This window comes from Haloleucobacter albus (assembly GCF_052492075.1).
Map to the genome: position 1 here is coordinate 114,825 of NZ_JBQWAS010000026.1, position 19,702 is coordinate 134,526.

The 19,702-nt window shown below is 62.9% G+C and carries 13 protein-coding genes; 6 read left to right on the plus strand and 7 right to left on the minus strand.

Features of this window, described 5'->3' with window-relative positions; all coding sequences use genetic code 11:
• Nucleotides 1-52: 52 nt before the first annotated feature.
• From scpA to ACT6QH_RS08900, 5 genes are all read right to left on the minus strand, one after another.
• Nucleotides 53-2,221 carry a methylmalonyl-CoA mutase gene (gene scpA, locus ACT6QH_RS08880; RefSeq protein WP_444974462.1) on the minus strand — a complete coding sequence of 723 codons (2,169 nt, stop codon included), beginning with the start codon at nucleotides 2,219-2,221 and terminating at the stop codon, nucleotides 53-55.
• Between the two features lie 116 nt (nucleotides 2,222-2,337).
• Complete coding sequence (locus ACT6QH_RS08885) at nucleotides 2,338-4,173, minus strand: methylmalonyl-CoA mutase family protein (RefSeq protein ID WP_444974463.1); 1,836 nt, start codon at nucleotides 4,171-4,173, stop codon at nucleotides 2,338-2,340.
• A gap of 151 nt (nucleotides 4,174-4,324) precedes the next feature.
• Nucleotides 4,325-5,557 (minus strand): class I SAM-dependent methyltransferase, encoded by a 1,233-nt coding sequence (locus ACT6QH_RS08890; RefSeq protein ID WP_444974464.1) that lies wholly within the window; start codon nucleotides 5,555-5,557, stop codon nucleotides 4,325-4,327.
• 163 nt (nucleotides 5,558-5,720) lie between these two features.
• Nucleotides 5,721-7,748: an acetyl-CoA carboxylase biotin carboxylase subunit gene (locus ACT6QH_RS08895; protein ID WP_444974465.1), complete on the minus strand. Its 2,028-nt coding sequence runs from the start codon at nucleotides 7,746-7,748 to the stop codon at nucleotides 5,721-5,723.
• 129 nt (nucleotides 7,749-7,877) lie between these two features.
• The gene (locus ACT6QH_RS08900; RefSeq protein ID WP_444974466.1) at nucleotides 7,878-9,410 is read right to left on the minus strand and encodes an acyl-CoA carboxylase subunit beta; all 1,533 of its coding nucleotides are present in this window, start codon (nucleotides 9,408-9,410) and stop codon (nucleotides 7,878-7,880) included.
• A gap of 309 nt (nucleotides 9,411-9,719) precedes the next feature.
• Here ACT6QH_RS08900 and ACT6QH_RS08905 point away from each other — a divergent pair, with 309 nt between their 5' ends.
• The 3 genes from ACT6QH_RS08905 (at nucleotide 9,720) to ACT6QH_RS08915 (ending at nucleotide 13,660) form a co-directional block, all read left to right on the plus strand.
• Nucleotides 9,720-11,150: a helix-turn-helix domain-containing protein gene (locus ACT6QH_RS08905; RefSeq protein ID WP_444974467.1), complete on the plus strand. Its 1,431-nt coding sequence runs from the start codon at nucleotides 9,720-9,722 to the stop codon at nucleotides 11,148-11,150.
• Between the two features lie 114 nt (nucleotides 11,151-11,264).
• A complete protein-coding gene (locus ACT6QH_RS08910) occupies nucleotides 11,265-12,176 on the plus strand; it encodes an SH3 domain-containing protein (protein WP_444974468.1) in 912 nt (303 codons plus the stop codon).
• Between the two features lie 116 nt (nucleotides 12,177-12,292).
• Nucleotides 12,293-13,660 (plus strand): glutamate--tRNA ligase, encoded by a 1,368-nt coding sequence (locus tag ACT6QH_RS08915; RefSeq protein WP_444974636.1) that lies wholly within the window; start codon nucleotides 12,293-12,295, stop codon nucleotides 13,658-13,660.
• Nucleotides 13,661-13,975: 315 nt separating this feature from the next.
• Here ACT6QH_RS08915 and ACT6QH_RS08920 read toward each other — a convergent pair whose 3' ends face one another.
• Together ACT6QH_RS08920 and ACT6QH_RS08925 are read right to left on the minus strand one after the other, a co-directional pair.
• Nucleotides 13,976-15,199: a DUF2865 domain-containing protein gene (locus tag ACT6QH_RS08920; RefSeq protein WP_444974469.1), complete on the minus strand. Its 1,224-nt coding sequence runs from the start codon at nucleotides 15,197-15,199 to the stop codon at nucleotides 13,976-13,978.
• Between the two features lie 190 nt (nucleotides 15,200-15,389).
• Nucleotides 15,390-16,496, minus strand: a complete 1,107-nt coding sequence (locus tag ACT6QH_RS08925) for a TRAP transporter substrate-binding protein (protein WP_444974470.1) — start codon at nucleotides 16,494-16,496, stop codon at nucleotides 15,390-15,392.
• A 237-nt stretch (nucleotides 16,497-16,733) separates the two neighbouring features.
• Between ACT6QH_RS08925 and ACT6QH_RS08930 the strand changes: the two genes are divergently transcribed.
• The 3 genes from ACT6QH_RS08930 (at nucleotide 16,734) to ACT6QH_RS08940 (ending at nucleotide 19,568) form a co-directional block, all read left to right on the plus strand.
• Nucleotides 16,734-17,276, plus strand: coding sequence for a CreA family protein (locus tag ACT6QH_RS08930; protein ID WP_444974471.1), 543 nt, complete (start codon nucleotides 16,734-16,736; stop codon nucleotides 17,274-17,276).
• A gap of 385 nt (nucleotides 17,277-17,661) precedes the next feature.
• Entirely contained in the window at nucleotides 17,662-19,050 is a 1,389-nt protein-coding gene (gene cysS / locus ACT6QH_RS08935; RefSeq protein WP_444974472.1) for a cysteine--tRNA ligase, read from the plus strand.
• A complete protein-coding gene (locus ACT6QH_RS08940) occupies nucleotides 19,047-19,568 on the plus strand; it encodes a GNAT family N-acetyltransferase (RefSeq protein ID WP_444974473.1) in 522 nt (173 codons plus the stop codon). The genes cysS and ACT6QH_RS08940 overlap by 4 nt, the downstream gene beginning before the upstream one ends.
• Nucleotides 19,569-19,702 lie beyond the last annotated feature (134 nt).

Here is a 19,702-nt window from a genome sequence, read left to right on the forward strand (position 1 = left end):
CGGCGGGGAGAGCCCCGCCGTTTCAATCATCACTATGGCCAGCGCGACTGGCTCACTCGGCAGCCTGAAGCTTGTGGCCCAGACGCTCGGAAATGGCGACCACCAGCTCCTTGGCGGCATCGGCAATCACCGTGCCGGGCGGGAAAATGGCCTGGGCGCCGGCGGCATAAAGGGCGTCATAATCCTGCGGAGGCACAACGCCACCCACAACCACCATGATATCGCCCCGGCCTTCGGCCTCCAGCGCCGCCTTCAGCGCCGGCACAAGGGTGAGATGGCCAGCGGCGAGCGAGGAAATGCCCACCACATGCACGTCGTTTTCCACGGCCTGCCGGGCGGCTTCCTCCGGGGTGGCGAAGAGCGGGCCAATATCAACATCGAAGCCGAGGTCGGCGAAGGCGGAGGCAATCACCTTCTGGCCGCGGTCGTGCCCATCCTGTCCCACCTTGGCGACGAGGATACGCGGGCGGCGACCTTCAGCTTCCTCGAAGGCTTCCACCAGCTTCTGCATTTCAGACACCTTGTTGCTCATGGCGCTGGCCTCCCGCTTGTAGACCCCGGAAATGGCGCGGATTTCGGCGCGATGACGGCCAAACACCTTCTCCAGCGCATCCGAAATTTCACCCACAGTGGCCTTCACGCGGGCAGCGTTGATGGCCAGCTCCAGCAGGTTGCCATTGCCGGCTGCCCCGTTGGTGAGCGCGGTGAGGGCCGACTCCACATCCGCCTGGCTGCGCTCGGCGCGCAGGCGCTGGAGCTTGTCGAGCTGGGCGGCGCGCACGGCGGTGTTGTCCACCTTCAGCACGTCGATGATCCGGTCCTTGGCGGGCTTGAACTTGTTCACGCCCACCACGGTCTGTGCGCCGCTGTCGATACGGGCCTGTGTGGTGGCAGCCGCTTCCTCGATGCGCAGCTTGGGAATGCCGGCCTCGATGGCCTTGGCCATGCCGCCCAGCTCTTCCACTTCCTGAATGTGAGCCCAGGCCTTGGATGCAAGATCGTAGGTCAGTTTCTCGACATAATAGGAACCGCCCCACAGGTCGATTTCGCGGGTGGTGGCGCTTTCCTGTTGCAGAAGAATCTGGGTGTTACGGGCGATACGGGCGGAGAAGTCCGTCGGCAGGGCCAGCGCCTCATCCAGCGCATTGGTGTGGAGGGACTGGGTCTGCCCCTGCGTGGCGGCCATGGCTTCAATGGCCGTACGCATCACGTTGTTGAACACATCCTGCGCGGTGAGCGACCAGCCGGAGGTCTGCGAATGGGTACGCAGCGGCAGGGATTTGGGGTTCTTCGCGCCCAGATCGCTCATCAGCCTGTTCCACAGGAGGCGGGCGGCGCGCATCTTCGCCACCTCCATGTAGAAGTTCATGCCAATGGCCCAGAAGAAGGACAGGCGGGGGGCGAACTTGTCGATATCAAGCCCTGCGGCCATGCCGGCTCGGCCATATTCCACGCCATCGGCCAGCGTATAGGCCAGCTCCAGATCCTGCGTCGCGCCAGCTTCCTGCATATGGTAGCCGGAGATGGAAATGGAGTTGAAGCGCGGCATCTCCTTCGAGGTATAGGCGAAGATATCCGAGATGATGCGCATGGAGGGCGCGGGCGGGTAGATATAGGTATTCCGCACCATGAACTCTTTCAGAATATCATTCTGAATGGTGCCGGAAAGCTGGTCGTGCCGCACGCCCTGTTCTTCTGCGGCCACCACATAGAGCGCCAGAATGGGCAGCACCGCGCCATTCATGGTCATGGAGACGCTCATCTGATCCAGCGGAATACCGGAGAACAGGGTGCGCGTATCATAGATGGAGTCGATCGCCACACCGGCCATGCCGACATCGCCGGCCACGCGGGGGTGGTCTGAATCATAGCCGCGATGGGTGGCCAGATCGAAGGCCACGGAAAGCCCCTTCTGGCCGGCCGCCAGATTGCGACGGTAGAAGGCGTTGGAATCCTCGGCGGTGGAGAAGCCGGCATACTGGCGGATGGTCCACGGCCGCACCGCATACATGGTGGGGTAGGGTCCGCGCAGGAAGGGCGCGATGCCGGGATAGGTGTCGATATAATTGAGGCCGGCAATATCTTCCGGGCCATAGACGGGCTTGACGGGGATGCCTTCCGGCGTGTTCCAGGCAGGGGCGTCGGCGGCCGGCTGCGCCAGATCGGGGGCGCGCCAGGCAATATCTGCGAAGGCTGGCAAGCGGCTGTTCGGGCGGCTCATGGGGTCATCCTATCTCAATTTTGGCGCGCTCTCCATGTCGGGTGCGCGGCTGAAACGGAATTATGCGGAACATGACTGTGAAACGGCGGGTTTCCCCGCCGGTTCCATCCTGTGGGTCACAGGCCGAGAAGGGCCTGGGCCGCAGTGAGGCGCTCCAGCACATTGCAACCGGCGAAGATGAAGCCGTCCACGCCCGCAGCCTTCAGTTCGGCCTCAAGCTCGGCGGAAGGCTTGCCGGCCAGCCACACGGCCTTCGCACCGGCGGCCTGTAGGGCCCTGGCTGCGGCCACGGCCTGCTCGGCATACATCTCATCAGAAGAGGTGAGGCAGGCAAGTGGCGTACCCGCAGCCTTGAAGGCTTCAACCAGCGCGTCTAGATCCGCATAGCCATTCGGCACATCGGCCTTCAGGCCGCCGGCCTCGAAGAAGTTCTTCGCGAAGGTGGCGCGTGCGGTGAAGGCTGCAATGGGCCCCAGCGTGGCGAGGAACATGGCCGGCGGTGTGCCGGCAGCCTCGGCCTTGTCGCGCAGGGCTTCATAAGGCTCGGCGGTGCGATAAGGCGTCAGGGCGCCCTCGGCGACCGCATCTGTGGTCGGAGCAGGCATGGGCGCCAGAACCTCCGGCATCTCCTGAACCAGAATGGGGAATTCAGACGTGCCGGTGATGGGCGCCTTGCGGGTGGCCACATCCTTCTCACGCTTTTCCTTCACGGCGGCGATATTGGCCTTCAGCCAGCGATCTTCCAGCACAGCGGCGATGCCACCCCGCTTTTCCATGTGGCGGAACAGATCCCACGCTCGGGAGGCAAGGCCGTCAGTATGGTCCTCAATGGCACCCGCGCCTGCGCCGGGATCGGCCACGCGATGGACATTGGATTCCTCAATCAGCATGACCTGCGTGTTGCGTGCCAGGCGGCGGGCGAAGGCATCCGGCAGGCCCAGCGTCTGGGTGAAGGGCAGCACGGTGATGCTGTCCGCTCCGCCAACACCAGCAGCAAAGGCGGCAACCGTGGAGCGCAGCAGGTTCACATAAGGATCACGCCGGGTCATGGAGCGCCACGCCGTGGTGCCATGCAGCTTCAGGCGGGTTTCCGGCAGGCCGGTTTCACGCAGCACAGCACCCCACAGCAGGCGCATGGCGCGGAATTTGGCGATGGTGGCGATCTGGTTCACATCAGCCATCAGCGCGGCTTCTATGCGCGGCGCGGCTTCTTCCAGAGGCACGCCGGCTTCCGCATAAAGGCGCAGATAGGCGACAGCGCTGGAAAGCACGGCGGCCAGCTCCTGCGCATCGGATGCGCCGGCGCTGTGGAATACTGCGCCATCTGCACGGGCGATGGGGCCCTTGAAACCCTTCTCCACCAAAGTGGCGGAGGTGGCGTTGAAGCGCTGGGCCAACTCGCCCCATGTCATCGGCATGTTGCCGGTGGCGGCCAGATCACCCAAAGGGTTCAGGCCGAAGGAAACCGACATGGCCTTGGGGTCATGGCCACGCTTCTCCACCAGTTCGGCGAAGGCGAGGGCCGCCTGGCCGCCGGAAAACTGGCCTGCTTCCAGTCTGGTGTCGATCAGCTCAAGCATCACGCCTTTGAGTGCGGCGTCGAGATCGGCATTTTCGGGCAGGCCGAAACCATAGGCCTGCGGTGAGGAGGCAAACACCAGCGTCAGGCCGGAAGCGCCACCATCCAGATCATCCAGCGCCTGGGCGCTGGCTGCGGCGGCGTCCGGCTGGTCCACCCGCATGCTCACCACCCAGGGGGCGCCAGCCGCACGCCCGGCCAGAATGGGGGCCTCTGGCTTGCGTGGCGGCAAGGCATCCAGCGCCAGCCCTTCATAGGTGTGGGTCACAAGCTTCTTGTCGTAAGGCGCGCCCTTGAGCACGCCCTCGACCAGCTTCATCCAGTCCTCGCGGGAGACGGGAGCGAGGCCTGTGGCAAAGGGAAGAAGGGTCATGGCTGGGCCTCCGGAAAGAAGCAGGAAGGATTGAACGGCCAAACCTTTTCAGCAGGTCGGCGCGAGAGGAAAGAGGCACGCGCAGGCGCACCGGAACATAACCCCGCAGGGGGCAGAAATCTCGAACGGGTTGATGTTTCGGAACCCGTCATCAGCGTGCGCCTGAACGAACCGCCAGCGCGCGCTCGCCATCCACCATATAATCGCGCAACACCGGCACATCATCGCGCTTTTCAGACAGCAGAAGCTGGAACACCATGTTGGAGCCATGCAGAAAGCCCAGCTCCACCGCGGCGAGATAGAATTCCCACATACGGGTGAAGCGCTGGCCCATCATGGCTTCCACTTCGGAGTGTTTCGCCATGAAGTTGCGCCGCCAGGCGCGGATGGTCCAGTAATAATGCAGCCGCAGCACTTCGCAGTCATCCACCCACAGATGGGTGCGCTCGGTGGAGGCGAACACCTCGGAAAGCGCCGGCACATAGCCGCCGGGGAAAATATATTTACGGATGAAGGGGGCCGTGGTGCCAGGCGGAGACATGCGGCCAATGGCATGCACCAGCGCAAAGCCACCTTCATCCAGAAGATTGCGGATGGTATTGAAATACTCATCATAATGGGCGACGCCCACATGCTCCATCATGCCGATGGAGAGCACCCGGTCAAACTTGCCCTCAAGGTGGCGATAATCCACCTCGCGAAAATCAATCTGGTCGATCACGCCAGCGGCTTCCGCCAGCCGGCGGCTTTCGGCCAGCTGTTCGGGCGAGACATTGATGGCGGTGACATGCGCACCGCATTCCTTTGCCAGAAAAATGGCCATGGCACCCCAGCCGGAGCCGATCTCGGCCACGCGCATGCCGGGGGAGATATTCAGCTTGGCGGCAATATGGCGAAACTTGTTGCGCTGCGCCTGCGCCAGAGGTTCTTCCGCATCGCGGAAATAGGCACAGCTATATGTCATGGTTTCATCCAGCCAGAGACGGTAAAATTCCGCTGGATGATCATAATGGCTGGACACATTGGTTTTGGCCCGCCCCACGGGGTTGGCCTGCTGGAACTTGCGCATGGCCTGCCAGCCCCGCCGCAAAGCCTGCTGCACCGGATGGCTCGCCAGCCCCTTGCGATTGACTGAAAACAGCGAGAGCAACTCGAATGCGCCCGCGCCCTCCTCGAAACTGAGGCGGCCATCCATATAGGCTTCGGCTGTTGTCAGCTCGGGGTTGAAGAACAGCTCCCGCTCCAGCTTCCTGTCATGCAGGCGCACGGTAACGGCTGGGCCATCCTGCCCGGTGCCGAAGCTGTGACGCCCGCCATCGGCCGTGATGACCGTGAGGCGGCCTTTCTCGACAAAACGCCCGAGCAGGGCGGAGAGCAGACGCATGAAACGGCCTCCGGCTGTCCCCTGTCTCGTGCGGTGGAGAAGGGGAGAGATAAGTGGAAAATGCGGGTGCAGCATGTCGCGCCCAGGCGTGGAAAGCCAGCCCGCATTTTCCCGGTCCCCACCCGTGCCGCAAGGGCCGGGTGGGGCTGGAACGCAAAAGGCGTCAGGCGAATTCGAGGATAACCTCATCCACCGCCAGGCTGTCGCCGGCCTTGGCGTGCACCGCCTTGATGGTGCCGTCACGCTCGGCGCGCAGCACGTTTTCCATTTTCATGGCTTCCACCACGGCGAGAATCTCGCCGCTCTTCACATCCTGCCCGGCTTCCACCGCAATGGAGACCACGAGGCCCGGCATGGGGCACAGCAGCTCCTTGCCGCCGCCGGCATTCTCCTTCTTCGGCATCAGTGACTGGAGATGGGCGGAAAGCTCGGTGAAGACCTTGGCCTGGGTGGCGATGCCACGATGGGCCAGCGCCACGCCATTGGAGATGGGACGCACCTGCATGGCCACCTGATTGGCGTCGATGGTGCCTGTCCATACCAGATCACCCGGCTTCCAGTCCGAGCGCAGCAGATGCGCATGGCCGGGGTTGCCGTCCTTGTCGAAGATCTGGACCTTGTAGCCACCGTCCACCGCCTCAATCTCGCAGGGCACGGCGATGATGTCTTCGCCCGCCGTGAGATTGACAATGCGGCGCTTGGAGAAGGCCACTGGCACGCCGGAGGTCTGGCCTGAAATCTGGCGCTTGCGGGTGTTCTTGATGTGGTCAACCACACCAGCCACAGCCGCCAGATAGTGCACCAGCTCACCTTCCGGCGCGCGGGGGAAGAAGCCGTCCGGATATTCCTCGGCGAGGAAGCCGGTGGAGAGGTTGCCGGACTGCCAGCGCGGATGCGCCATCAGGGCCGAGAGGAAGGGGATGTTGTGGCCAATGCCCTCAATGGCGAAGGCGTCCAGCGCATCGGCCTGAGCCTCGATGGCCATGGCACGGGTGGGGGCGTGGGTCACCAGCTTGGCAATCATCGGATCGTAGAAGATGGAGATTTCGCCACCTTCATACACGCCGGTGTCATTGCGCACGGTGATGGGGCCGATATGGCCTTCCGCCGGCGGGCGATAGCGCACGAGGCGACCCGTGGAGGGCAGGAAATTGCGGTAGGGGTCTTCCGCATAGATGCGGCTTTCAACGGCCCAGCCGGTCAGCTTCACATCATCCTGCGTCATGGTGAGGGGCTCACCCGCCGCCACGCGGATCATCTGCTCCACCAGATCAATGCCGGTGATAAGCTCGGTGACGGGATGCTCCACCTGAAGGCGGGTGTTCATCTCCAGGAAGTAGAAGCTCTTGTCCTGCCCGGCGACGAACTCCACCGTGCCGGCGCTGTCATAGCCCACGGCCTTGGCCAGCGCGACGGCCTGCTCACCCATCTTCTTGCGGGTGGCTTCATCCAGCAGCGGGGAGGGGGCCTCCTCGACAACCTTCTGATTGCGGCGCTGGATGGAGCATTCACGCTCGCCCAGATAAATAACATTGCCGTGCTTGTCGCCCAGCACCTGAATTTCGATATGGCGCGGATCGACGATGAACTTTTCCACGAACATGCGGTCATCGCCGAAGGAGGATTTGGCTTCCGACTTGGAGCGGTCGAAACCATCCTGCACTTCATCGCGGCTGTAGGCGATGCGCATGCCTTTGCCGCCGCCGCCGGCGGAGGCCTTGATCATCACCGGATAGCCGATCTCATCGGCGATCTTCGCGGCTTCCTCGCCATCGGCGATTTCACCCAGATAGCCGGGAACGGTGGAAACGTTGGCTGCGGCTGCGGCCTTCTTGGATTCGATCTTGTCACCCATCGCCTCAATGGCGTGCGGGTTGGGGCCGATAAAGACGATGCCGGCTTCCGCCAGCGCCTGCGCGAAGGAGGCGCGCTCGGAGAGGAAGCCATAGCCGGGGTGCACGGCTTCAGCGCCGGTGGCCTTGCAGGCCTCGATGATCTTGTCGGCCAGCAGATAGGACTGTGCGGCCGGGGGTGGGCCGAGGAACACGGCCTCATCCGCCATTTTCACATGCAGGGCATCCTTGTCCGCCTCGGAATAGACGGCCACGGTCTTGATACCCATCTTGCGCGCGGTCTTGATGACGCGGCAGGCGATTTCGCCTCGGTTCGCGATCAGGATTTTCGAGAACATATCAGTTTCTCCTGCGCCTCAGGCGCCGAATGTCTCAGTTACCTTGGCTCTCCCGCCCTGCTGCCGCCCTTGTGGGCCGGCGCGGCGGGGATGGCCGGGCCGGGAGGCGAATGCTCCCGGCGGCGCGGATCACAGCGGCATGTTGTCATGCTTGCGGGCGGGTTGTTCCAGCTTCTTGGTGCGAAGCATGGCCAGCGCGCGGGCAAGGCGACGGCGCGTGGAGCGCGGGGTGATGACCTCATCAATGAAGCCCCGCTCGGCCGCCACGAAGGGCGAGAGGAAGCGGTCTTCATAATTCTTGGTCTGGGCGGCGATCTTTTCCGGATCGTCCATATCCTGACGGAAGATGATTTCCACCGCACCCTTGGCGCCCATCACGGCGATCTGTGCGGTGGGCCAGGCATAGTTGACGTCTGCGCCCACATGCTTGGAGGCCATCACGTCATACGCGCCGCCAAAGGCCTTGCGGGTGATGACGGTGACCAGCGGAACAGTGGCCTGCGAATAGGCAAACAGCAGCTTTGCGCCATGCTTGATGAGGCCGCCATATTCCTGCGCGGTGCCGGGCAGGAAGCCGGGCACGTCCACGAAGGTGACGATCGGGATCTCGAAGGAATCGCAGAAGCGCACAAAGCGGGCCGCCTTGCGGGAGGCGTCGGAATCAAGCACGCCGGCCAGCACCATGGGCTGGTTGGCGACGAAGCCCACCGTGCGTCCCTCGATACGGCCGAAGCCGGTCACGATATTGCGGGCATAAGCGGCCTGGATTTCGAAGAAATCGCCTTCATCGGCGACCTTCTGAATCAGCTCCTTGACGTCATAGGGCTTGTTCGGATTATCCGGCACAAGCGTATCAAGGCTCTCATCATAACGGCCAGGCTCGTCGAACGAGGGCCAGGTGGGCACGCCTTCCTGATTGTTGGAGGGCAGGAAGTCGATGAGGCGGCGGGTCTCCAGCAGCATCTCGACATCGTTTTCAAACGCGCCATCGGCCACGGAGGATTTGGAGGTGTGGACCTTGGCGCCGCCCAGCTCTTCCGAGGTGACGGTCTCGTTGGTCACGGTCTTCACCACGTCCGGCCCGGTCACGAACATGTAGCTCGTGTCGCGCACCATGAAGATGAAGTCCGTCATGGCCGGCGAATACACATCGCCGCCCGCGCAGGGGCCCATGATGAGCGAGATTTGCGGAATGACGCCGGAAGCCAGCACATTGCGCTTGAACACTTCGCCATAGCCGCCCAGCGCCGCCACACCTTCCTGGATGCGCGCGCCGCCGGCATCGAACAGGCCGATAATGGGGGCGCGGGTCTTCAGCGCCATATCCTGGATCTTGGTGATCTTGCGGGCGTGCTCTTCGGAGAGGGAGCCGCCGAACACGGTGAAGTCCTTTGCGAAGACAAACACCTTGCGGCCATTCACGGTGCCCCAGCCGGTGACGACGCCATCGCCGGAGATCTTCTGCTTCTCCATGCCGAAATCGACACAGCGATGTTGCACGAAGGTGTCATACTCTTCAAACGTGCCACGATCGAGCATCAGCTCGATGCGTTCACGCGCGGTCAGCTTGCCACGCTTGTGCTGGGCTTCAATGCGCTTTTCACCGCCGCCCAGGCGCGCAACCTCGCGCCGGCTTTCAAGCTCCTCGAGAACTGACTTCATGCCACGTGCCTTTATTCCGGGGTGAAGTGGGTTGTGCAGGAATAAAACAGGTGGCCATGGTCGCCCGCCTGCCTGTGCATTTCCTCCCGCACATTTTGTTTGCAAATTTCGCTATCAGCCCGCGATGCGAATTTGAATGTGTAAAAGTTTTGCATTGTAATTTGTGAAAATTTTACAATACTGATTAGCGTATATTGTGGAATATGTCTCAGCCTGCCCCATTTTGCGCAAGAGTGTTGCGCAAAACGTTGCTCGCAATGGGTGTGCGGCAAGGGAAGGGGGGCTGCGAAGCCGGGGAGTGGGCGCTGCATGTCAGTCCGTCAGAAGATTTATGCCGGTCATGCGGTGCGCCGGCTGCGTGAAAAAGAAGGGCTGAAACAGACCGAGCTGGCTCAGCGCCTTGGCATTTCACCTTCTTATGTGAATCAGATCGAGAGCAATCAGCGCCCGCTCACGGCCTCCATTCTCATCGCCATTTCGCGCACATTCGCTGTGGATATAACCTCCTTCGGGGCGGAGGATCTGGATCGTCTGGTTGCCGATCTGCGGGAAGTAACGGCTGACCCCTTTTTCAGCGATCTGGGCTTGGGCCTACAGGATGTGAAGGCGGTTGCGAACCTCTCGCCGGCCTTCGCTCATGCCTTTCTGCGCATGCATGTGGCGGTGCGGCGCAATACGGAGTGGCGGGCCTCCATTGATGACATGCTGGCGGCCGGGGAGGCGCGGGGCGGTACGGAAGCCCGCCTCATTCCCTATGAGGAAGTGCGCGATTTCTTCCATTACATTGATAATTACGTGGATGCGCTGGACCGGGCGGCGGAGCGTTTCGCCAATGATCTGGGCATTCTGGATGGCGCAGACCCGGTGCAGGCCTTTCGCAACCATCTGGCCCAGCGCCATGGGGTGACAGTGGAGGTGAGCGCCTCGGACCCAGCCCTTCCGCTCTCCCGCTTTGATCCGCGCACGCGCCGTCTGGTGCTTTCGGGCACGCTGGTGGCCTCCACCCGCGCCTTCCGCATGGCGGCCACCATCGCCCAGCTCGAACATGCCGCGCTGGTGGCGGAAAGCGTGACATCTGGCGGGTTTCGCAGCGAAACCGCAGCAGAGATCTGCCGTCTGGCCCTGTTCAACTATTTCGCCGGCGCGGCCATGTTGCCCTATCGCCCGTTTCAGGAGCTGGCCCGGCGTCTGCGGCATGATCTGGACCGGCTGGTGCTGGAAACAGGGGCCAGTCTGGAGCAGGTGTGTCATCGGCTTTCCACCTTGCAACGGCCGGGGGCAAAAGGGGTGCCCTTCTATTTCGCCAAGGTGGACAGGGCCGGAAATATCATCAAGCGCCATTCAGCCACGCGCTTCCAGTTCGCCCGCCATGGCGGGGCCTGCGCTGCGTGGAATGTGCATGAGGCCTTCGAGATGCCGGGGCGCACGCTGGTGCAACTGGGCGAGATGCCGGATGGCGTGCGCTATATTGGCATTGCCCGCGCCATGGCTGTGCCGGCCCAGCAATATGGACAGCCGACACGGGCCTTCGCCTTCGGGCTGGGCTGCGAGGTCGCCTTCGCGCATGATATTGTCTATGCGGATGGTATTGATCTGAAATCAGCGCCGGTGGCGCATCTGGGCGTTTCCTGCCGCATCTGCCCGCGGCGGGATTGTGACCTGCGGGCCTTTCCTCCGCTGGACCGGGATATTCATGTGAATGAAAATGTGCGGGATATTATTCCGTTTACGGTCTCCTGACGCATTGACGCCCCTGTTCAGCCTGCAAAATTTCATTCTTCCCTCATCAAATGAAACGCCGTCACCTTACAATGACAGGCAGATCTGTTGGCAGGCAGGAAAGAGAGGCTGTTCATGAAGGTGCTGAAAACAATCAGCGTCGTCGCGGGCCTTGCGGTGGCCGGTGTCAGCGTGGCTCAGGCTGGTGCGCCGGGTTATGCCACTGCAAATGTCAATCTGCGCACGGGGCCGGATACGGCCTATCCTTCCGCAGGGGTCATTCCCAGTGGCGCGCCTCTCACCATTGAAGGCTGCCTTCAGGATGAATCCTGGTGCGATGTGAACTGGGGTGGGCTGAGGGGCTGGGTCTACAGTACCTATCTGGCCACGGTGCGGCAGGGCCAGACGGCTGTCGTGCCGGATTGGGGCTTGGCGGCTATTGGTATTCCCATCGTGGCCTTTGCCGCGGCTGATTACTGGAACCGCTATTATGTCGGTCGCCCATGGTATGGGGAACGTGCGCGCTGGTATGCCTATACGCCACGTCCGCGTCCCGGCTGGTATCCGCCGCCGCCCGGCCCACGCCCGGCGGGCTGGTGGAAGCCCGGCTACAAGCCGCCGCCGCCCCATGCAGGTGGAGGCAGGCCCGGTGGGCCAGGTCATGCGCCGGGCCCCGCCATTGGTCCGCGTCCTGGAAGGCCCGGTGGGCCCGGTGGTCCTGGTGGGCCGGGGCCGGCTGGCCGGCCGCCTGCTGCGGGGCAGCCCCATCCGGGCGGGCCGAAACCCGGAGGCCCCATGCAGCCGCCCGGCCCACGTCCGGGTGGCGGGCAGGTGAAGCCGCCTCCTCATGCGGGTGGTCCGGGCAAGCCTCCGTCCACTGTGGCTCCGCGTCCGGCCGGGCCGGGAACAAAGCCGGGGCCTCATGCGCCTGCGGGTCGTCCGGGCCAGATGCAGAAGGGGGCAGGCAAACCCCATCCCGGCAAACCCCATCCCGGCAAACCGCAACCGGGACAACATCAGCCTGGCCAGAGGGGGCTGCATCGTTAGGGGCTCGATTGGCTCGTAACGGGAAGGAAAGGGCGACTTGCGGGTCGTCCTTTCCAGTTTCGGCAGGTCCGTTTGCATTTTCGGGTTTCAAGAGAGAGGGGAAATGCTCTATGGCCATGGTCATGTCCCAGCATTCTTCTTCCCGACCCGTTTTTCGTTTCGCGCCTTCACCCACCGGCTTTCTGCATGTGGGCAATGCCCGCACGGCGCTGCTGAACGCCCTGCTGGCGCGGCGCGCTGGCGGCCTCTTCATTCTGCGGCTGGATGATACGGATCTGGCGCGCTCCCGCGTGGAATATGCCGAAGCCATCGGGGCGGATATGGCCTGGCTGGGCATTGCGCCGGATGTCACCTACCGTCAGTCGGCGCGGCTGGCGCTTTATGATGTCGCGGCGGAAAAACTGAAAGCGGACGGTCGCCTCTACCCCGCTTATGAGACGGAGGAGGAGCTGGAGCGCAAGCGCCGGCTCCAGCGCGCGCGTGGCCTGCCGCCAGTGTATGATCGCGCGGCGCTGGCGCTGGATGATGTCGCCCGTGCCCGTCTGGAGGCCGAAGGCCGCAAGCCACACTGGCGCTTCCGCCTTGCCCACAAGGTGGTGGAATGGGATGATGGCGTGCGCGGCCCGCAGCATGTGGATACCAGCAATCTGTCCGACCCGGTATTGGTGCGGGAGGATGGCTCCTTCCTCTACACGCTGCCCTCCGTGGTGGATGATCTGGAGATGGGTGTCACCGATGTGGTGCGCGGTGAAGACCATGTGACCAACACAGCTGTCCAGATCGAGATTGCCGAGGCGCTGGGCGGGCAGGCGCCGCGCTTTGCGCATCACAATCTGCTGGTTCTGCCGAATGGCGAAGGGCTTTCCAAGCGTCTTGGCCATCTCTCCCTGCGCGCCCTGCGCGATGAAGGACAGGAAGCGCTGGCCGTGGCTGCAACGGCTGTTCTTGTTGGCACATCACAGGCATTGCAGCCGGTGGAAAGCCTTGATGAACTGGCGCAGCGGGTGGACCTTTCCACCATTTCCCGTGCGCCGGCCCGGTTCGATCCCGAAGAGGTGGCTGGCCTCACGGCACGCACGCTTCATGGTCTGCCGTTTTATGCTGTGGACATGCGGCTGGCTGAGGCGGGGATCGGGGGTGGTGCGACCTTCTGGGAGACGGTGCGGGGCAATCTTTCCACCTTTGCCGATGCCGCGGAATGGTGGACCATCTGCGCGACTGCGCGGAAGGGTGTGATTGCACCGGAAGATGCGGATTTTCTTGCGCAGGCTGCCGCCCTTCTGCCACCGGAGCCGTGGGATGAGGAGACCTATGGCGCATGGATGACGGCCGTGAAGGCTGGGACGGGCCGCAAGGGGCGCGCCCTGTTTCATCCATTGCGGCTGGCGTTGACAGGCCGTGAGGCTGGCCCTGAACTGGCGCGCCTGCTGCTTGTCATGGGCCGTGCTCGGGTCTTGGCCCGGCTTCAGGGCCAGGCGGGCTGACAGGGAATACGGGCGGTTCATGCCGCAGCCGGTGGATGGATGACGGCCTTGGGTGAAGCCCGCGCGGCGTGTGGGCAACCCTGTTTTCCAGCTTCCTGTGGCCTGTCTGCTAGGCAGGTCTGCCAAGCGGGCATTCTTGCGGCCGGATTCTTGTTTTTGAGACGGCTTCTCTTTGAGGCTTCTTCCCTTGGGGACGCCTTCTTCGCAGGCGCTTCCCCGAAACGGGGGCGCTGGCATCAGATATGAAAACGCCGGGCGCAGGGCCCGGCGTTTGTCATTTGGCTGTACTGGTTGTGCGCGGGATACCGGCCCGGCTCAATCCGTGGTTTCGGAATCGGTCTGATCCGTCTCACCGAAGGGCTCGGGCTTTTGCTGGGCATTGCGCGAGCGCGGCAGGGGAATAATGCGCACCGGGCGCTGGCCGGGCTGCTCTGCGGCTGGTGCCAGGGGGGCGCTGGCCGTGGCGGTGATGGAGCCGTGGCGATCCAACTGCTCCTTCTCTGCCTTTTCAGCCTGCTGGGGTGTGAGCTTGGGCTGCGACATTTCTCGCGCCTGCTGTTCTGTCACCAGAATATCGCCCTTGCGCAGGGTGGTCTGATCCTCAATGCCTTGCAGAGCCTGCGCCCAGCTCTGGCCGGGGGTGCGGCACGAGCAATCCTGCACCAGCTCCTTGCGATAACGCAGGGCATTGGGCAGCGACATGTAGCTCTCGCCATTCATGTTGACGCCGGTGCGGATATCGCCGCCGGAATAAGTGTAGAGATGCGTTTCGGCCGCCGGGCACAGGCGTTGACACAGCTGTTCTTCCGAGAAATAGCGGCTGGGGTTGGAGCCGGTGGAGAGCGGGAAGAAAAAGCCGTCACAGGTGCGCACGCATACTGTGCGCGAGCCGCCGCTTCTGCGGGAGGTATCCACCGCCGAAAGATCGACATCAGGCATGGCTTCTTCCGGTGCGTTCTGCATCGGGGTGCCAAAAATGCTTTCCAGGAAATTGCGCGGGCGCTGCGGCTGGGCCGGTGCGTTGCGGCGCACGGCATTGGTGTATTGCTGGCCACAATTATTTTGTGCCAGAGCCAGAATGAGCGCCTTGCGCTGGTTGGCCTGGCTGGAGCTGCCCTGTTCCTGCCCGGCAATGGAGGAGCGCAGGCGGGAGATCTGATCGTCAATCTGGTCGCACTGGGGCGGACGCGAGGGGCCTTGGAAAATCAGGAAGCCGCGCGGCTTGTCGCACCCCATGGCGCGGGCGCGGGAGGTGAGGTTCGCCAGTTCAGCGCGCTGCCGGGCAATGCTGGACTGGCGCGCGGCCCATGAGCCTGCTCCACGATCCAGTGAGGCGAGGGAGGCTTCAAGCTGGGCACAGCTTGCAGCCTGCGCCATGGCGGGTGCGGAGAAGGCGAGGCCCGCGAGGGAAAAGCCGGCAATGACCAATCCGCGACCGGTTCCCTGCGCCAGCGTATCGCAAAGCGATCGGGCCATGCCGCCCAGGCGGATGCCGAAAGAAATGCCCGAGCGGGGGGCGAAGCGTCGCGAAAATCCCATCCTCAACCTTCTTGGGTCCAGCGCTGCGGTTCAAAGGGTACGCAACGACCGGCAGCATCTGCATATATAGCGTTTCGCCGGCTGGAAATGGTGACGAAACTAAGGAATGTCCGTGTTTCTTGCCACAGCCGAGAGGTTGCAGGAAGCGCGGGCAGGGCGAAAAAATGCCATGTCCGCGTGTGGCCCGCTTTTATTTGCCTCGCGTGCGCAGATTGAAGCTGTCAAAGGCGTATTCGCCAATCTGCATCCACACCAGCTGTTCATTGCGAATGGCTTTCATGGAATCCCACGCCTTGCGGAAATCCTCATTCTGGGCGGCAAGGTCTGTATAGAGCGATTGGGCTGCCTTGTAGGCTGCTTCCATGATGGTACTGGGGAAGGGTCGCAACTCCGCCCCCTGCTGCACCAGACGACGCAGGGCCGGCGGGTTTACCGAATCATAGCGCGAGAGCATCCAGTTATTGGCCGCATCGCAGGCCAGACGCACAATGGCCTGATAGTTTTTCGGAAGGCTGGCCCACTGGTCCTGGTTCACCATGAGATGCAGCAGCGCGCCGCCTTCCCACCAGCCGGGATAGTAATAATATTTCGCGACCCGCACGAGGCCGAACTTCTCATCATCATAGGGGCCGACAAACTCGGCGGCATCAATGGTGCCGCGTTCCAGCGCTGCATACACATCGCCGGGCGGCACTTGCTGCGGCACCACGCCGAGGCGGGCGAGAACCTCGCCGCCCAGCCCGGCAATGCGGAACTTCAGCCCCTTCAGATCTTCCACCGTTTCCAGTGGCTTGCGGAAGAATCCGCCCATCTGGCAGCCGGAATTTCCGGCCGGAATGGCCAGCACCTTATAGCGCTGGAGAATATCATTGATGATTTCCCCGCCGCCGCCAAAGTTCCACCAGGAGAGTTGCTGGCGGGTGTTGAAGCCGAAGGGAATGCCGGTGCCAAAACCCAGAGCGGGGTTTTTGCCCGTGTAGAAATAGGTGGCGCTCTGCGCGCATTCCACAGCGCCGGAAGACACGGCATCGAGAGCTTGCAGGCCGGGCACGATTTCACCGGCGGGGAAAGTCTGGATGCGGAAGTGCCCATCCGTGGCTTCCTCGACATAGCGGGCCAGCATTTGCGCGCCGCCATACAGGGAATCAAGCTGGCGGGGGAAGGAAGAGGTCATGCGCCAGCGAATATCCGGCTGGCCATTTGTCACGGCCGGGGCGGCAATGGCACTGCTGGCGATGGCGCCGCTGGTAATTGCGGTTGTTGTGGCACCAAGAAAGCGCCGGCGGGTGGTCTCCATGAGAATACTCCTTACAGCCCGCCAGGCGGGGCGGCGCGATTCTCTATCATGCAAGATGAAGTCGGGCCGCTTTTGATATGGGGTGTCATGTCTTTGCGGCTTTCGTCAATCATATCATGCACCTGTCCGCAAAAAGCGGGGGGCTGATGCGCATTTTCCGGGAGGCGAGGCGCATTCTGGGGGCTTTTCTGCCGCGCAGGCAGGGCCATATGAGAAGTTGACTGGAGGATGAGCGGCATGTCTTTCACCCCTTCCATACTGCGCGCGGGCGCGTTTTTTCTGGCGCTGGCGGGTGCCGTGGCAGGCGTGGCTGCCAGTGCTCAAGATGCGCGGGCGGCCGAGCCGGATGTGATCTTCAAGAAATCCACCGTGTGGAAGTTTCTGACCCCCGATGACAAGCTGGTGGTCTATGGCATTGATGATCCTGAGGTGGAGGGGGTGGCCTGTCATTATACCCTGCCTGAAAAGGGGGGTGTTTCCGGTATGTTCGGGGTGGCGGAGGAGGTCTCCGATGTTTCTCTGGCCTGCCGTCAGGTGGGGCCGATCCGCTTCAAGGAGAAATTCAGCCAGGGCGATGTGGTGTTTCGCCAGAGCCGCTCCCTGCTGTTCAAGAGAATGCAGATTGTGCGGGGCTGTGACACCAAGCGGAATGTGCTGGTCTATCTGGTGTATTCCGACAAGCTGGTGGAGGGTAGCCCGAAGAATTCCACCTCCACCGTACCCATCATGCCCTGGGGCGGTGCGGGTGAGGTGCAGCGCTGCGCCGATTTTCTGAAGTGAAGGCAGGAAAAAGGCGGCGGGACGGGCGATATGGGATAGGATGCCCTGCCAAAAAGCCTTGACGGGCGGGCGCGGGCGAACCATTGTTCCGCGTCATGAACGGTCTTTTTTCATCTTTCGGCATTTGTGCGCCGATTATTTGCGGTTAGCCCCAGAAGCTGGCCGCGGCCGTCCTTTGCTGCACTCTCGACATTGAAGGACCTGGGCGCCCGGCCGGTGGACCGGCGGCGTGTGTGCCTGCCTGCTCTCTGGAGCGCGCCCCCTCCCGTGTGAAGGGCGTGCTCTCCGGTTGCGGGCGTGTGTGGGCGGATCGTCCTGAAAGGGGCGTATCCGTCACGAAATGACCAGGCCCGCGGCAAGCGGCCTCAAGCGAGCGGAGCGATCCATGGAGCTGCGGCTTCACAATACACTGACACGATCAAAGGACCCTCTGCGTCCGCTGGATCCGGCCAATGTGCGCATGTATGTGTGCGGACCCACGATTTATGACCGCGCCCATATTGGCAATGCCCGCCCGGTGATCGTGTTTGATGTGCTCTTTCGCCTGCTGCAACGCCTCTATGGGGCCGAGCATGTCAAATACGTCCGTAACATCACGGATGTCGATGACAAGATCAATATGCGCGCCGCAGCGCGGGGGATCAGTATTCGGGAGCTGACGGAAGAAACCTATCGCTGGTTCCGGGATGATACGGCGGCGCTGAACTGCCTGCGGCCCAGTGTGGAGCCACGCGCCACGGAGCATATCGTGGAGATGCACGCCATCATTGAGCGGCTGGTGGCCTCTGGCCATGCCTATGTGGCGGAAGAGCATGTGCTGTTTGATGTGCCCTCCATGCCGGATTATGGCGCTCTCTCACGCCGTCCGCTGGATGAGATGGTGGCCGGCGCGCGGGTGGATGTGGCCCCCTACAAGCGCGACCCCATGGATTTCGTGCTGTGGAAGCCTTCCGATGAAGGCGTGCCGGGCTGGCCTTCGCCCTGCGGCATCGCCACGCCGGGGCGGCCGGGCTGGCATATCGAATGCTCGGCCATGAGCTGGAAACATCTGGGCGAAACCTTCGATATTCATGGCGGTGGCATTGATCTGGTCTTTCCGCACCATGAGAACGAGATTGCCCAGTCCCGCTGCGCTTTCCATTCAGGCATGATGGCGCAAACCTGGGTGCATAACGGCTTCCTGATGCTGGAAGGCGAGAAAATGTCGAAATCGCTCGGCAATTTCGTCACCATCGGGGAGCTTCTGGAAGAATGGCCGGGAGAGGTGCTGCGCCTCGCCATGCTCTCCACCCATTATCGCCAGCCCATCAACTGGACCCGGCAGGGGCTGGGCCTTGCCGCCCGCACGCTGGATAAATGGTATCGCGTGATTGGCGACGTGGATGCCGATTGCGGAGAGGATAACCCCTTCGCGCATGAAATCGCCGAGCGGCTGAGTGATGATCTCAACAGCCCCTCCGCTATCGCACATCTGCACCATCTGGCGGATGTGGCCGAGCATGAGGAAAGCTCCACGGCGTTGCGTCGGCGCTTCAAGGGGGCGGCCAATCTCATGGGGCTGCTGGACGAGACGGAAAGCGCCTGGCGCGCCCGTGCGCGTGAGGCCGTGGCGCTGGATGAAGGCGTGATTTCCGCGCTGGTGGAAGAACGGCTCGCCGCCCGCAAGGCCCGCGATTTCAAGCGCGCCGACCAGATCCGCGAGGAGCTGGCGGCTCAGGGCATCGTGCTGATGGACAACAAGGATGGCACCACGAGCTGGGAGGTGGCGCGATGAGCACGCATGGCAAGGCGCAGCGTATCGCCCTGCGCCCCTTTCTGCCTGCGGATGCGCCGGTTCTGGCGGCGCTGTTCCGGGCCTCCATCGCCGAACTCACGGGCGAGGATTATAACCTTGACCAGCAGGAGGCATGGTCTGCTGCGGCCGATGACGAGACCGCCTTTGGTGAGAAGCTCTCGGGTCTTCTCACCCTCATCGCCACCTGCGATGGCGCGCCAGCCGGCTTCGTGGCGGTGAAGGACAATGCGCATATCGAGATGCTCTATGTCGCGCCGCAGGCGGCGGGCTCCGGTGTGGGGGCGGCGCTGTGCGAGGCGGCGGAAACGCTGGCCCGTGCGCGCGGCACCACACAGATGAGCGTGGATGCCAGCGACAGCGCGCTCGGCTTCTTCCAGCAGCGCGGCTATGTGCCCCAGCAACGCAATTCGGTTTCACGCGGGGATGTCTGGCTGGCCAATACCAGCATGAAGAAGGCGCTGGAGCAGCCTTCTGAAGAACAGACGCGATTGCACTGAGGTTCCGAGGGCCTCCGACCGCGCCAGGGTCATGAAAAGATCATGCGGCCTGGCCGCATATGGATGTTAAGGGCCTGTGTCGCAGCGGGCGGGGTGGCCTGAAGGCTGCCTGCCCGGCGAGGGCCGGGAGACCG

What these genes read in the sequence shown, in the direction of transcription:
- ACT6QH_RS08900 (WP_444974466.1), bottom strand. Translation starts at nt 9,410, where the DNA reads ATGAAGTCAGTTCTCGAGGAGCTTGAAAGCCGGCGCGAGGTTGCGCGC.
- ACT6QH_RS08915 (WP_444974636.1), top strand. Translation starts at nt 12,293, where the DNA reads ATGGTCATGTCCCAGCATTCTTCTTCCCGACCCGTTTTTCGTTTCGCG.
- ACT6QH_RS08890 (WP_444974464.1), bottom strand. Translation starts at nt 5,557, where the DNA reads ATGCGTCTGCTCTCCGCCCTGCTCGGGCGTTTTGTCGAGAAAGGCCGC.
- ACT6QH_RS08905 (WP_444974467.1), top strand. Translation starts at nt 9,720, where the DNA reads ATGTCAGTCCGTCAGAAGATTTATGCCGGTCATGCGGTGCGCCGGCTG.
- ACT6QH_RS08940 (WP_444974473.1), top strand. Translation starts at nt 19,047, where the DNA reads ATGAGCACGCATGGCAAGGCGCAGCGTATCGCCCTGCGCCCCTTTCTG.
- ACT6QH_RS08895 (WP_444974465.1), bottom strand. Translation starts at nt 7,748, where the DNA reads ATGTTCTCGAAAATCCTGATCGCGAACCGAGGCGAAATCGCCTGCCGC.
- scpA (WP_444974462.1), bottom strand. Translation starts at nt 2,221, where the DNA reads ATGAGCCGCCCGAACAGCCGCTTGCCAGCCTTCGCAGATATTGCCTGG.
- cysS (WP_444974472.1), top strand. Translation starts at nt 17,662, where the DNA reads ATGGAGCTGCGGCTTCACAATACACTGACACGATCAAAGGACCCTCTG.
- ACT6QH_RS08930 (WP_444974471.1), top strand. Translation starts at nt 16,734, where the DNA reads ATGTCTTTCACCCCTTCCATACTGCGCGCGGGCGCGTTTTTTCTGGCG.
- ACT6QH_RS08920 (WP_444974469.1), bottom strand. Translation starts at nt 15,199, where the DNA reads ATGGGATTTTCGCGACGCTTCGCCCCCCGCTCGGGCATTTCTTTCGGC.
- ACT6QH_RS08925 (WP_444974470.1), bottom strand. Translation starts at nt 16,496, where the DNA reads ATGGAGACCACCCGCCGGCGCTTTCTTGGTGCCACAACAACCGCAATT.
- ACT6QH_RS08885 (WP_444974463.1), bottom strand. Translation starts at nt 4,173, where the DNA reads ATGACCCTTCTTCCCTTTGCCACAGGCCTCGCTCCCGTCTCCCGCGAG.
- ACT6QH_RS08910 (WP_444974468.1), top strand. Translation starts at nt 11,265, where the DNA reads ATGAAGGTGCTGAAAACAATCAGCGTCGTCGCGGGCCTTGCGGTGGCC.